At 74.3% G+C, this 13,368-nt stretch carries 12 protein-coding genes; 7 read left to right on the forward strand and 5 right to left on the reverse strand.

Annotated elements, in window-relative coordinates; genetic code table 11:
- The first annotated feature begins 90 nt into the window (after positions 1–90).
- Both ACIBTU_RS18165 and ACIBTU_RS18170 read left to right on the forward strand, forming a co-directional pair.
- Positions 91–2,211 (forward strand): glycoside hydrolase family 3 N-terminal domain-containing protein, encoded by a 2,121-nt coding sequence (locus ACIBTU_RS18165; protein WP_399127383.1) that lies wholly within the window; start codon positions 91–93, stop codon positions 2,209–2,211.
- Positions 2,212–2,252: 41 nt separating this feature from the next.
- Positions 2,253–3,053, forward strand: a complete 801-nt coding sequence (locus ACIBTU_RS18170; protein WP_399127238.1) for a crotonase/enoyl-CoA hydratase family protein — start codon at positions 2,253–2,255, stop codon at positions 3,051–3,053.
- A 209-nt stretch (positions 3,054–3,262) separates the two neighbouring features.
- Here ACIBTU_RS18170 and ACIBTU_RS18175 read toward each other — a convergent pair whose 3' ends face one another.
- The gene (locus tag ACIBTU_RS18175; RefSeq protein WP_399127239.1) at positions 3,263–4,123 is read right to left on the reverse strand and encodes a GNAT family N-acetyltransferase; all 861 of its coding nucleotides are present in this window, start codon (positions 4,121–4,123) and stop codon (positions 3,263–3,265) included.
- Between the two features lie 160 nt (positions 4,124–4,283).
- Between ACIBTU_RS18175 and ACIBTU_RS18180 the strand changes: the two genes are divergently transcribed.
- Together ACIBTU_RS18180 and ACIBTU_RS18185 are read left to right on the forward strand one after the other, a co-directional pair.
- Positions 4,284–5,093: an SAM-dependent methyltransferase gene (locus ACIBTU_RS18180; RefSeq protein WP_399127240.1), complete on the forward strand. Its 810-nt coding sequence runs from the start codon at positions 4,284–4,286 to the stop codon at positions 5,091–5,093.
- 116 nt (positions 5,094–5,209) lie between these two features.
- Positions 5,210–5,386, forward strand: a complete 177-nt coding sequence (locus tag ACIBTU_RS18185; protein ID WP_399127241.1) for a hypothetical protein — start codon at positions 5,210–5,212, stop codon at positions 5,384–5,386.
- Positions 5,387–5,447: 61 nt separating this feature from the next.
- Here ACIBTU_RS18185 and ACIBTU_RS18190 read toward each other — a convergent pair whose 3' ends face one another.
- A complete protein-coding gene (locus tag ACIBTU_RS18190; protein ID WP_373287922.1) occupies positions 5,448–5,525 on the reverse strand; it encodes a 50S ribosomal protein bL37 in 78 nt (25 codons plus the stop codon).
- A 254-nt stretch (positions 5,526–5,779) separates the two neighbouring features.
- On the opposite strand from ACIBTU_RS18190, the gene ACIBTU_RS18195 reads away from it, so the two are divergent.
- Positions 5,780–6,994 (forward strand): hypothetical protein, encoded by a 1,215-nt coding sequence (locus ACIBTU_RS18195; RefSeq protein WP_399127242.1) that lies wholly within the window; start codon positions 5,780–5,782, stop codon positions 6,992–6,994.
- On the forward strand, positions 6,991–8,139 hold the full coding sequence (locus ACIBTU_RS18200; RefSeq protein ID WP_399127243.1) for a hypothetical protein: 1,149 nt from the start codon (positions 6,991–6,993) through the stop codon (positions 8,137–8,139). The genes ACIBTU_RS18195 and ACIBTU_RS18200 overlap by 4 nt, the downstream gene beginning before the upstream one ends.
- 1 nt (position 8,140) lies before the next feature.
- On the opposite strand, the gene ACIBTU_RS18205 is transcribed toward ACIBTU_RS18200, so the two are convergent.
- A complete protein-coding gene (locus tag ACIBTU_RS18205) occupies positions 8,141–9,601 on the reverse strand; it encodes an NAD-dependent succinate-semialdehyde dehydrogenase (RefSeq protein ID WP_399127244.1) in 1,461 nt (486 codons plus the stop codon).
- 238 nt (positions 9,602–9,839) lie between these two features.
- Positions 9,840–11,093: an aspartate aminotransferase family protein gene (locus tag ACIBTU_RS18210; RefSeq protein WP_399127245.1), complete on the reverse strand. Its 1,254-nt coding sequence runs from the start codon at positions 11,091–11,093 to the stop codon at positions 9,840–9,842.
- Between the two features lie 270 nt (positions 11,094–11,363).
- Between ACIBTU_RS18210 and ACIBTU_RS18215 the strand changes: the two genes are divergently transcribed.
- Positions 11,364–12,446 carry a mechanosensitive ion channel family protein gene (locus ACIBTU_RS18215; RefSeq protein ID WP_399127246.1) on the forward strand — a complete coding sequence of 361 codons (1,083 nt, stop codon included), beginning with the start codon at positions 11,364–11,366 and terminating at the stop codon, positions 12,444–12,446.
- Between the two features lie 7 nt (positions 12,447–12,453).
- Here the strand turns inward: ACIBTU_RS18215 and ACIBTU_RS18220 are convergent, their stop codons facing one another.
- On the reverse strand, positions 12,454–13,347 hold the full coding sequence (locus ACIBTU_RS18220; protein ID WP_399127247.1) for an aminoglycoside phosphotransferase family protein: 894 nt from the start codon (positions 13,345–13,347) through the stop codon (positions 12,454–12,456).
- Positions 13,348–13,368 lie beyond the last annotated feature (21 nt).

Consider the following 13,368-nt stretch of genomic DNA (forward strand, 5'->3'; position numbering starts at 1 on the left):
CCGGCCGCCCGCGCGTCCGTCGCGGCACGCTCGGCCCGCAGGGCACGGCGCCGCCCGTACGACGACGAGGTGCGGGCGCTGCTGCGCCGGATGACGTTCGAGGAGAAGCTCGGCCAGTTGCAGCAGCTGCCGTGGTCGTGGGAGCTCAATCCGGGTTCGGGCGAGACGAAGGAGGTCGAGGACGCGGCGCGCGCGGGCCGGCTCGGCTCGGTGCTCAGCGTCCTGGGGGCCGCCCGGACGAACGCGCTGCAGCGCATCGCCGTCGAGGAGTCGCGGCTCGGCATCCCGCTCCTGTTCGGCCTCGACGTGATCCACGGCTGCTGGACCACGTTCCCGATCCCGCTGGCACAGGCGGCGAGCTTCGACCCCGAAGTGGCCCGCACGGACGCCGAGGTGTCGGCGCGGGAGGCCCGCTCGTGCGGGGTGCACTGGGTGTTCTCGCCGATGATGGACGTCACCCACGAGCCACGCTGGGGCCGGATCGCCGAGAGCGACGGCGAGGACCCGTACCTGACCTCGCGGTTCGCGGCCGCCAAGGTCGCGGGCTACCAGGGTGACGGCTACCGCGACGGGCGGACCGTCGCGGCCTGCGCCAAGCATTTCGTCGCGTACGGGGGCGCCGAGGGCGGGCGCGACTACAACACGGTGGACGTGTCGGAGTCGCGGCTGCGCAATCTCTGTCTGCCGCCGTTCAAGGCGGCGGTGGACGCGGGCGTGGAGACCGTGATGGCGTCGTTCAACACCATCAGCGGGGTCCCCGCGCACGGCAACACGCACACGCTCACCGACATCCTCCGCCAGGAGTGGGGCTTCGACGGGATGGTCGTCAGCGACTGGGCGGGTGTCCAGGAGCTGATCGCGCACGGCTTCGCCGAGGACGGGGCGGACGCGGCGCGGCGCGCGCTGAACGCGGGCGTGGACATGGAGATGACCAGTACGCATCTGCTCACGCAGGGCCGGGCGCTGCTGGACGCCGGTCGCGTCACGCGGCGCCGGATCGACGACGCCGTGTCGCGCGTGCTCCGGCTGAAGTTCACTCTCGGCCTGTTCGAGGAGCCGTACGTGAAGGAGTCCGCGGAGATCACCGCTCCCTCGGCGTCCGCGCGCCGGGCGGCGCGCACCGCGGCCGCGCGCTCGATGGTGCTGCTCAAGAACGACGGCGACGTGCTGCCGCTGCGGCGCTCGGTCGCCTCGATCGCCGTGGTGGGGCCGTTCGCCAACTCCACGGACCTGCTGGGAACTTGGGCCGTGCCCGCCGCGGCGAAGCGCTTCCCCGCGGCGAAGGTCCTGGACGCGGTGCGCGCGGCCGCGCCGGGGGCGCGGGTGACGTACGCGCGGGGCGTGGCCGCCGACGGCGGCGACCGGTCCGGGATCGCGGAGGCGGTCGCGGCGGCGCGGGCGGCGGAGGTGACCGTGGTGGTCGTGGGCGAACCGGCCGCGCTGAGCGGTGAGGCGGCGGCACGCAGCGACCTCGGACTGCCGGGCGTGCAGGAGGAGTTGATCGCGGCGGTCGCGCGGACCGGCAGGCCGTTCGTGGTGGTCCTGGTGAACGGGCGGCCGCTGACCGTCGGCGGCTGGCTGGACGCGGCCCCCGCCGTCCTGGAGGCCTGGCATCCCGGCGTGGAGGCGGGCCCGGCGATCGCCGACGTGCTGTTCGGCGCGGTGAACCCGGGCGGCAGACTGCCGGTGTCGTTCCCGCGCACGGTGGGCCAGCTCCCGGTGCACTACAACCACGAGTCGACGGGCCGCCCCGCCGACCCCGACAACAAGTACACGTCGAAGTACCTGGACCTGCCGTCCTCCCCGCAGTTCCCCTTCGGACACGGTCTGAGCTACACGACGTTCGAGCTGGGCACGCCCGAGCTGAGCCGCGCCGCCGTGCCGGCCGACCAGCTGCGCGACGGCGCCGAGGTGGAGGTCGCGGTGAGCGTGCGCAACACGGGCGGGCGCGCGGGCGACGAGGTGGTGCAGCTGTACGTGCACGACCGGGCGGCGAGCATCGCGCAGCCGGTGCGCCGCCTCATCGGGTTCGAACGGATCACGCTGGAGCCCGGCGCGTCCCGCACGGTCCGCTTCCGGTTCGGGGCGGCCGAGCTGGGCTTCTGGACGAACGACCCGGCCGGTGAATTCCTGCTGGAGGAGGGCGCGTTCGACCTGTACACCGGGACGAGCTCGACGGCGCGGGCCAGACTGACCCTCACGGTCGACTAGCCCCGGCCGCGGCCCTGTCCGTCCCGTGAGAGGAAATCCCCGTGCCGTCCCAGACTCCCCCGCCGTCCGTGCGCGTCGAACGCGCCGGGCCCGTCACGACCGTCGTGCTGTCCCGGCCCGCCGCCCGCAACGCCGTGGACGGCCCGACGGCCGCCCTGCTGGCCGACGCCTTCCGGGCGTTCGAGGCCGACGACGCCGCGCGGGTCGCGGTGCTGTGGGGCGAGGGCGGGACGTTCTGCGCGGGCGCGGACCTCAAGGCGGTCGGCACGGAGCGGGGCAACCGGGTCGCGGAGGACGGGGACGGTCCGATGGGCCCGACGCGGCTGCGCCTGACCAAGCCGGTGATCGCCGCCGTCGCCGGGCACGCCGTCGCGGGCGGGCTCGAACTGGCGCTGTGGTGCGATCTGCGGGTCGCCGAGGAGGACGCCGTGTTCGGGGTGTTCTGCCGGCGCTGGGGCGTGCCGCTGATCGACGGCGGCACGGTCAGGCTGCCCCGGATCGTCGGGGAGGGCCGGGCGCTCGACCTCATCCTGACCGGACGGCCCGTGCCCGCACCCGAGGCCCTCGCCATGGGCCTGGCGAACCGGCTGGTGCCGCCCGGCCGGGCCCGCGCCGAGGCCGAGGAGCTCGCGCGGCAGCTCGCCGCGTTCCCGCAGGCCTGTCTGCGCAGCGACCTGGCGTCCGTACGGGCCACCGCCGGGATGCCGGAGGAGGAGGCGCTGCGCACCGAAGTCCGGTACGGGACGGGCGTGTTGCGGGAGGGCGTCGAGGGTGCGGGGCGTTTCGTGGCGGGCGAGGGGCGGCACGGCGCGTTCGGGGCGCCGTCCACCCCGGACGCCTAGGGTCTTTCGTTTGGATCGGGCTGGATCAGGGAGCGGGGCGTGGTGCGTGCAGCTGCAAGGCGGAGGAGGGAGTCGACGCGGTGGGGGCACCTCCCGGCCGAAGGCTGGGGGACGTCGGCGAGGGACGACAACGCCGCGGATGTGCGTGCCACGCCCCGCGAGCCCAGCCTGATCCAAACGAGAGGCCCTAGGTCACCCCGACGCCTTGGTCAGCCGAGTTCGAGTGAGGTGACGCCGAAGACGCGTTCGGCGTGGTGGGGGCGGACCGGCCCGGTGTACATGCGGGCGGTCTCGAACCCGGCTTCGAGGCCGCGCTCCTCGGCGAGGGTGACGGCCGCCCCGTTCACCTCGGGCACGTCGAGCGCGACGGGCCCCTCGGCGGGCGCGAGCGCGTCGAAGAGGGCGGCCGCGTCCGCCGCCGTGTCGGCGAACAGCGGCCCGATCCGCGGCATGTCACGGCCCGCCCTGACGACTCCGTAGCCCGTGACGCGGCCGCCGGTGACGCGCACCAGCGTGGTGTGCCCGGCGGTGGCCAGCCAGGAGTCCAGGAACCGGGGCCGGTCCGCGGGCTGGCAGGCGCTGTCGTACGCGTGCAGTTCCGGGAGCCGGTCGCCGACGGGCTCGATGCCGTCCGGACGCGGGCCCGCCGACCGGTTCGCCGGCCGGTGCGGGACTCCGGTGTAGCGGACGGTGCGGTGGGCCAAGGCGAATCCGGAGCGGCGATAGTTGTCCTGCTGGTCGACCACTCCGTCCAGGCCGACCGTCCGCGTACCGGCGTGGGCGAGCCCGGCGCGCCAGGTGGCGATGCCGTAGCCCCGGCCGCGCAGGTCGGGCCGGACGAGGTAGAAGCCCAGGAAGGCGTAGGCGTCGCCGTAGTTGACGACGGAGACGGCGGAGGCGGGCTCGCCGTCGACGCGCCCCAGGAAGAAGCCCCGCGGGTCCTGCGCGAAGAAACTCGGCGTGTCCGCGAGTCCCGGGTTCCAGCCCTCGGCGGCGGCCCAGCCGTGGACCACCGCCCAGTCGGCGGGCGTGGCCGGGGCGATGTCGAGCCGCCGGGAGTCGTCCTGCATACGTGCTGCTCCTGTTCGTCACGGTGTGGCCGGCGTGCCGTCACGCCGACACGGACCGGGTGTAGGGTCCGACCTTCCCGATCACGCCCCGGTCGTCACATGCCTGCGGCAAGATGACCGGACGCAGTCGCGAACCACCAGTATTCACAAGGGAGTTGACATGACCGAACCGTCCCCCGCCGACGTCCGGATCGACACCAGCAGGCCGCATCCCGCCCGGGTGTACGACTGGTATCTCGGCGGCAAGGACAACTACCCCGTGGACGAGGCCCTCGGACGGCAGATCACCGAGATGGAGCCCACGGCGCCGTACGGGGCGCGGCACAACCGCTGGTTCATGCAGCGGGCGACGCGCATGCTCGCCGGGCGGCTCGGGATCCGTCAGTTCCTGGACATCGGCACGGGCATACCCACCGAGCCGAACCTGCACCGCATCGCGCAGTCCGCGAATCCGGACGCGACCGTCGTGTACGTCGACAACGACCCGATCGTGCTCGCCCACGCGGAGGCGCTGCTGCGCGGCACCCCCGAGGGCGTCACCCGCTACCTCCAGGCGGACGCGCGCGATCCCGCGCGGATCGTGGCGCTGGCCCGGGAGATCCTCGACCTCGACCGGCCGGTCGCGCTCTCGCTCATCGCGCTGCTGCATTTCGTCCCGGACGAGGAGGGCGCGTACGACGTCGTGCGCACGCTGGTCGACGCGCTGCCGTCGGGCAGTCATCTCGTGCTGTCGCAGCTCGCCTCGGACTTCGACCCGGAGCGCACGCGGGAGGCCGTCGCCATGTACAAGGCGGGCGGGGTCTCGCTCGTGCCGCGCACCCGCACCGAGATGGCGAGGTTCTTCGAGGGAACGGACCTGCTGTCGCCGGGGATCGTGTGGCTGCCGGACTGGCATCCGGAGCTGGGCGTCGACGAGGTGCGCGACGGGACGCCGGTTCCGCTGTACGCGGGGGTCGGCCGCAAGCCCTGAGCGACCCTCGGAGACGGGGCGCGGCGCGCCACGCCGACATGGCGAAGATCACACATGGCGATGCCCACGTGACGGACCGGAGCGAAAAGCCGCACCGATCGCCTACCCTCTTTCACATGTCCTCCACTCCTGCCCCGCACTCCGAACGGACCGCCGACGAGGTCAACGAGCAGATCCGTGACCTGTGGGCGCGTACCGGCGGGCAGTTGACCGCCGAGGACCGCGCGGAGTACGAGGTGCTGGTGACGGAGTGGGCGATGGCGATCGGTGAAGGAGCCGTGCAGAGGGCCTGATCCGGCCTCCGCCCCCGGCCCCGACTCCGCCCCACCGCTCAGTTCCGGTCCGCGTCCCCGTTCAGGACTGGGGACGCTTGCCGTGGTTCGCCGCGTGCTTGCGGCGGGACTTCTTCTTGCGGCGTCGCTTCGATGACATCGGGACCTCCCGGGGCGTAGCGGACACATGCGTGGCTCAGCCTTCCACAGGCCGTACGGGTGCGCGATTCCGCGATGTCACGACTTGTCCGGCATTTGCCCCCTGTTCGTCCCCCGCGCGCTCACGCCGGCGGGGCGGTGCCGAGTGTTCACGGCTTCTCCGCAAAAGCGTTGACGGGGCCAGAGGGGTCTGGGAGGGTCGCCAGGCCCGTCGCTCCGTCTCCCCCGGTGAGGGACCGAGGAGTTCCCACTCCGATGACGCACAGCCCCGCTCCCGCCTCCGAAGCCGCAGGCTCCGGCTGGCGGCGTTTCGCCCGGACCCACTGGGCCGGGGATCCGGTGGTGGTGGCGGACGCACCCGGGATCGGCGTCGCAGCGGCCGAGGCGCACGCCCTGCTGGTGGCCGCCGCGGCACGCCCCGGACAGGCCTGTCTGACGACCTCGGACGCGCTGCTGCCCGCCCCGGGGCGGCTCCTGCCGGGCCCGGGCGATCCCGACACCGCCGCCTACGTCCGCCGCATGGCCGGCGAGCCCGAGCTGGCCGGGGACGGCTGGCTGCTCACGGCCACCGACCCCCTGGCCCACGATTTCGGCCTGTGGGCGCGGGTGCGGGACGTCCTGGACGGCCTGTGGCGGCACGTCGGCCGGCCCGCGCTCCCGGTCACGGCGGAGCTCGCCGTCGGGGACCGGCACCACACGCCGGACCGGACCGGGGGCCGCGCGGACACGGCAGGCCTGACCTGGGTGCTCGACGGCTCCCTCACCGTGCGCGTACGGCCCGAGCACACCGGCACCGAGTTCGTCCTGCACGCCCGTGCGGGTGATCTCGTGCACTGGCCGGCCGGCAGTCACCACCTCGACCAGCGCACCGGCCCCTGCACGACCCTGCGCCTCTCCGTGCCCGCACGGCGCTCCGCCGCCCTCCCGTACGTCTCCGAGGTCCTCGGCGCGCTGCTGCGCGACGACGCGGGGCCCTCGCCGCGCCGACGGCCGCTCCCCCGTCCTGAGCCCGCCGCGCCCGACGGGCGGCTCGCCGTGCCGGCGCCGCTGCGGGACTGCGCCGACCTGCTGCGCCGGACGCTCGCCGGGCGCGCCCCCGAGCGGGCGCTGCTGCTGCGCTGGGCCGCGCTGCGCTCCGCCGCCGGGCTCGATCCGGCCCCGCCGCCCCGGCCGGGCATCGCCCTCGCACCGGCGCACCGATTACGGCGCGTGACGGAGATCGTGCGGGTCGCCGACGGCGCGGACGGGCCCGTGTGGGCGGCCAACGGGCACGCCTGGCCGGTGCCGTCCGCCGCCTCCGAACGGCTCCTCGCACCGCTGCGCGCGGCGCGCAGCGGCATCACCGTGGCCGAGCTGGCCCGCGCCGCCCGGCTGCGGCCCGCGTCCCCCGAGCTGACCGGCCCGCTCGACGCGCTGTACCGGGCCCGCGCGGTGGACGTGGACCCGGATCCGGGCGCGGGGCGTCCGTGACCGCCCCCGGACCGCCGCACACGGACGTCCTCGACCCGCTCGACTGGCGGGTCTTCGCGCGCGAGCACTGGGACCGGCGGCCCGTCGTGCTGCGCCCGGCCGGGCCGGGCACCGCGCCGTTCGACCGGAACGAGGTGTTCGAGAGCGCCGTCGTCGCCGCGCAGTTCGCGGAGACCGCCGCGCGGGCCGAACTGACCGTCGGATCGCGGCTGCTCACCGATCCCGGGGACCTGCTGCCGCTCCAGGAGGACGGCTCGTTCGCCCGCTACGACCTGCGTCTCGCGGGGCAGACCGGGGGGCAGCCGTTCGCGCTCGCCGTGCACGCCCTGCACGCGGGGCACCATCCGCTGTGGGCGCGGGAGCGGTCCTTCCTCGCCGGGCTGTGGGACGCGGTCGGCCGCCCGCACGCCGGGGTGAGCACGGTCCTGTCCCACGGCACGCGCGAACCCGTCTTCCCGGCGGACGCGGCGCGAGATGCCCGGTTCGTGTGCCTGCTGACCGGGCGGCGGCACCTGCGCGTGACGGACGGCGACGGGAACACGAGCGTCACCGCGCCGGTCCCCGGTGACCTGCTCTATCTGCCACCGCGCCACCACTGGGCCGCGGACCCCGCGCCCCGGCCCGTGACCACCGTCCGCATCGGTGTGCCCCGCGCCCCGCACCCGCACTGCCCGCCCCCGGATCCGCAGGAGCCGGCCCGGGCCGGCCGTCCGGGCGGCGACGACATCCTCGTACGGGACGACGGGGAGGCGGCCGGGGGGCTGCCCGCGGTGCTGGCCGAGGCGCTCGACGCGTTCCGGCTCGCGGCGCGGCCCGCCGCGACGGAGCGGCGGCTCGCGAGGGAGGCGCTGCGGCACGCCACGGACGGCGGGCTCCGTCCGGTGCCGCCCGCGGCGCGGCCCGGCTGGTTCACGGACGACGACGCGGTGCGCGCCGTCGAGCGGATCCTGTGGGCGCCCGGCGCCGGGCGGCGGCTGGTCGCGGCGTGCGGGCACGTCACCGAGTCGGACCTCTCGGAGGCCGAACTCACTGCCGTGCTAGGCCTGTTGAACGCGGGACGCCCCGTGGCGATGGTCGAACTGACGCCGCCCGCGCGGAACCTGCTGTCGGTCCTCGCCGGTTTCCGCGCGATAGAACGCCTCTGACCTACGAACTGTAGGGAATCGCCAGGTACTTGTACTCCAGGAACTCGTCGATGCCGACGCGGCCTCCCTCGCGCCCGAGGCCCGACTGCTTGACGCCGCCGAACGGCGCGGCCGGGTTCGAGACGAGTCCGGTGTTCAGCCCGACCATGCCGGTCTCGAGCCGTTCGCCGACCCGCAGCGCCCGGTCGAGATCGCGGGTGAACACGTACGAGACGAGGCCCCACTCGGTGTCGTTCGCGATCCGGACGACGTCGTCCTCGTCCTCGAACGTGAACAGGGCGGCCACCGGGCCGAAGATCTCGGTGCCGGTCAGCTCGGCGTCGCGCGGCACCTGGGCGAGGACGGTCGGCGGGTAGAAGGTGCCGGGGCCTTCCGGGAGTTCGCCGCCGGTGAGGACCTTGGCGCCGCGCCCCACGGCGTCGCGGACCAGCCGCTCCACCTTGTCCCGGCCCGCCGCGTCGATGAGCGGGCCGACGTCGGTCCCGGGCGCGGTGCCGTCGCCGACGGTCAGCGCGGCCATCCGCGCGGTGAGCCGGGCGGCGAAGTCCTCGGCGACTCCGGCATGCACGTAGACGCGGTTCGCGGCGGTGCAGGCCTCCCCCATGTTGCGCATCTTGGCGACCATCAGGCCGTCGACGGCCGCGTCGAGGTCGGCGTCGTCGAAGACGATGAACGGCGCGTTCCCGCCGAGTTCGAGCGAGGTGCGGACGACGGTGTCGGCGCACTGGGTGAGCAGGATCCGGCCCACTTGGGTGGAGCCGGTGAAGGAGAGCTTGCGGATGCCGCCGCCACGCAGCAGGGGTTCCACGACGGCGGCGGCGTCGGACGTGGTGAGGGTGTTGAGGACGCCGTGCGGGAGGCCCGCCTCCGCGAGGATCGCGGTCAGGGCGAGGGTGGACAGCGGGGTCTGCGGGGCCGGTTTGAGGATCATCGTGCAGCCGGCGGCGACGGCCGGGCCGATCTTGCGGGTGCCCATGGCGAGCGGGAAGTTCCACGGGGTGATCAGAAGGCAGGGGCCGACGGGCTGACGGAGCACCAGGTGGCGGTTGCGTCCGTCGGGGCTGGTGGCGAAGCCGCCGTCGATGCGGACGGCCTCCTCGGAGAACCAGCGGAAGAACTCGGCGGCGTAGGCGACCTCGCCGCGGGCCTCGGCGAGCGGCTTGCCCATCTCCAGGGTCATGAGCAGCGCGAGCTCCTCGGCGCGTTCGAGGACGATCTCGTGGGCGCGGCGCAGGATCTCGCCCCGGGCCCGCGGTGCGGTGCGCGCCCAGCCTGGCTGTGCTTCACGGGCGGCGGCGAGGGCCCGGGCGGCGTCCTCGGGCCCGGCGTCGGCGACCTCGCACAGGACGGTGCCGGTGGCCGGGTTGTCGACGGCCAGCGTCCGCCCTGACACGGCGGCCGCCCATCCTTCACCGATCCGCAACTGCTTCGGCACGGAGTCGATCACGGGGTGCGTGGACATTCTGGGGGCTCCTGGTGGGTCGGGGGGTGGGTGGTCCGGCGCCGGGTGCGTATTGGTCGGGCTTTGGCCGTAGGGGTTGAGGATCGTCGCCGGGTGCCGCGCCGTCGTGGTTGCTCGCGCAGTTCCCCGCGCCCCTGACGGCACACTCCGTGCGCCCCAGGGGCCTTGGTCGCGCCCGCGCGCGGCGGAGCCGCATATCGACACGGCCCCGCGCCCCTGGCCGGGTACGACAAGTGGCTCACCCCGTAGCCGTGCTCACCGCCGCGCTCCACAGGCGGAGCGCCTCGTCGATCTGGGGTTCGGTGACCACCAGGGCCGGGATCATGCGGACCACGTTGCCCCAGGGGCCGCAGGTCAGGAGGAGGAGGCCCTCTTCCGCCGCGGCCTGCTGGGCGCGCAGGGCCGTCGTCGGGTCGGGGGTGCCGTCGGGGGCCGTGAACTCGCTGGCGAGCATCAGGCCGAGGCCTCGTACGTCGCCGATCGCGGAGTGTTTCGCGGCGACGTCCTCCAGGCCGGCGCGCAGGCGGGCGCCCATGGTCGCCGCGTTGGCGACCAGGCCCTCGTCCTCGATGACGTCGAGCGTGGCGCAGGCGGCCGCGCAGGCCACCGCGTTGCCCCCGTAGGTGCCGCCCTGGGAGCCGGGCCTGACCCGGTGCATGAGGGCTTCGGGCGCGGCGATGCCGGACAGGGGGAAGCCGCTGGCCAGGCCTTTCGCCGTGATGAGGACGTCGGGTCGGACGGCGAAGTGCTCGTGGCCCCAGAAGCGGCCGGTGCGGCCGACGCCGGTCTGGATCTCGTCGAGGATCAGCAGGATGCCGTGCCGGTCGGCGCGCTCGCGCAACCCTTGCAGGAAGGCCGTGTTGGCGGGAACGTAGCCGCCCTCACCGAGGACGGGCTCGATGATGATCGCGGCGGTGTCGTCGGGGTCGGACACCGTCTGCAGGAGGTGGTCGAACTCGCGCAGGGCGAACCGCGTGGCCGTCTCCTCGTCCCAGCCGTAGTGGTACGCGTTCGGGAACGGGGTGATCGCGACCCCGGCCATGAGCGGCCCGAAGCCGGTACGGATCTTCGTGCCGGACGTGGTGAGGGAGGCGGCCGCGACGGTGCGGCCGTGGAAGCCGCCGTGCGCGACGACGATGTTCGGCCGCCCGGTGGCCTGGCGGGCGAGCCGCATCGCCGCCTCGACCGCCTCGCTGCCCGAGTTGACGAAGAAGAGGCTGTCCAGGCCCTCGGGCAGGACGTCGCCGAGCCGCTCGACGAGCCGTTGCAGCGGCTGGTGCAGGACGGTCGTGTACTGGCCGTGGATGAGGGTGGCGACCTGTTCCTGGGCGGCGGCCACGACCCGGGGGTGGCAGTGCCCGGTGCTGGTGACGCCGATCCCGGCGGTGAAGTCCAGATAGCGGCGGTCGTCGATGCCGTAGAGGTGGACGCCCTCCCCTCGCTGCGCGACGACGGGGGTGGCCTGACGCAGATGCTCGGACAGTCGGGTCATGCCCTCCACCCTCGGGGCCGGGGCGAACCGTCGTCAATGGGTCATGTACGACGATTCCCCGCCATCCCCGAATTCACCCCTCTGACCTGGGATTTCATGGATCCGGAACGACTCCCCCCGCGTGTCGCGCACCGCGGGGGCGTGCGGCAGGATGGCCGCGCGCGGGCGGTCAGGACGCCCGCGCGCGCCCCATCCCCGATCCGGCAGGTACCAGGTGACGAAACATCACATATCGTTTTCTCCCGCAGTGTTGAGCGCGGGAGGTGTCCGGTGACCCGCGCTGTCGAACTGCACGACCTGCTGTTCTCCGGCGTCGCGCTGCTCGCCGGACTGATCGGCGGCCTGCTGCTGCGGGCCCTGATGCGCTGGCTGGGGGCACGGGCGAGCGAGACCAAGTGGGGCGGCGACGACGTGATCGTCGACGCGCTGCGCACGCTCGTGCCGTGGGCGACGGTCGCGGCGGGCGCGGCGGTGGCGGCCGAACTGCTGCCGCTGACGGCGCGCACCGGCCGCACCGTGAACACGGTGCTGACCGCGTTCGTCATGGTCGCCGCGACGCTCACGGCGGCGCGCGTCGTGACGGGCCTGGTGCGCACGGTCGCGCAGTCCCGCTCCGCGGTGGCGGGATCGGCGACGATCTTCGTGAACATCACCCGGGTGGTCGTCCTCGCGATCGGCTTCCTCGTGGTGCTGCAGCAGCTCGGCGTGTCCATCGCCCCGCTGCTCACCGCCCTCGGCGTCGGCGGCCTCGCGGTGGCGCTCGCGCTCCAGGACACGCTCGCCAACCTCTTCGCGGGCGTGCACATCCTCGCCTCCAAGACGGTCCAGCCCGGTGACTACATCCGGCTGAGCAGCGGCGAGGAGGGCTACGTCGTCGACATCAACTGGCGCAACACGGTGGTGCGGCAGCTCTCCAACAACCTCGTGATCATCCCGAACAACAAGCTGGCCGGGACGAACATGACCAACTTCAGCCGCCCGGAGCAGGAGATGACCCTGCTCGTGCAGGTGGGCGTCTCCTTCGACAGCGACCTCGACCTGGTCGAGAAGGTCACGATGGACGTGGTCGCCGAGGTGATGAGCGGGGTCGAGGGCGCGTTGCCCGAGCACGAGCCCGCGGTGCGCTTCCACACGTTCGGCGACTCGCGGATCAGCTTCACGGTGATCCTGGGCGTCGGCGAGTTCAGCGACCAGTACCGGATCAAGCACGAGTTCATCAAGCGGCTGCACCGCCGCTACCGCGACGAGGGCATCCGCATCCCGTCCCCGGTGCGCACGGTGGCGCTCGCCCAGGGCAGCGCCCCTGTGGTCATCCCGCAGCAGCGGGACGGCGCGCAGCACCCCGTCGGCTGACCGGACGTCAGCCGAGCAACAGCCGGTCGAGGACCCTGGCGGCGGTGTCGGCCATGAACGCGTTCCGCCCGCGGTAGTACGCGAGTTCGTGGACGGCGATGGTCAGGGCCCAGCCCCGGCCCCGCCGCCAGGCCGCCTCGTCGCGGCCCACGGCCGTACGGAAGACGGCGGCGCCCGCGTCGTCGAGGACGTACCAGGCGGCGATGAGGTCGACGGCCGGGTCGCCGAGGCCCGCGCAGCCGAAGTCGATCACGGCGGTGAGGCGGCCGGTCCCGGGGTCGACGAGCACGTTGCCCGGTTCGAGGTCGGCGTGCAGCCAGACCTCGGGGCCGGTCCATGGGGGCGCGTCGAGGGCGTCCTGCCACAGGGCGGCCGCCGCCCCGGTGTCGACGATCCCGTCGAGCCGGGCGATCGTCGCGCGGGTGTCGGTGTCGCGCGGCGCGAGCGGCCCGCTGCGGTACGCGGCGGGCGCCCCGGCCGGGTCGGCCTCCTGGAGCGCCCGCACGAACTCCGCGACGTCGACCGCCAGTCGGGCGGGGTCCGTGAGCCGGTCGCCGGTGGGGATCGCGCCCGGCAGCCATCGGTACACGGCCCACGGCCAGGGGTACCCGCGCCCGGGCCCGCCGGTGCCGAGCGGTTCGGGCACGGCGACGGGCAGTTGGGGCGCGAGGCGCCGCACGGTGGCCTGCTCCCCCGGCACGTCGGCGGCGGCCCCGGACGTGCGCGGCATGCGGACGACGAGGTCGTCGCCGAGCCGGAACAGCAGGTTCTGGGTGCCGTCGGAGGCGACGGGGCGCAGCGGCAGGGCGGCCCAGTGCGGGAACTGGTCGGCGATCAGCCCCCGGACCAGGGTCTCGTCCATGGCGGGCTCGTCGTCGTGCAGCGTGCGCGGTGCGGTCATCGTGGCCCTTCGCCGATCCAC

The organism is Streptomyces sp. NPDC050145 (assembly GCF_044460245.1).
Lineage (GTDB): Bacteria > Actinomycetota > Actinomycetes > Streptomycetales > Streptomycetaceae > Streptomyces.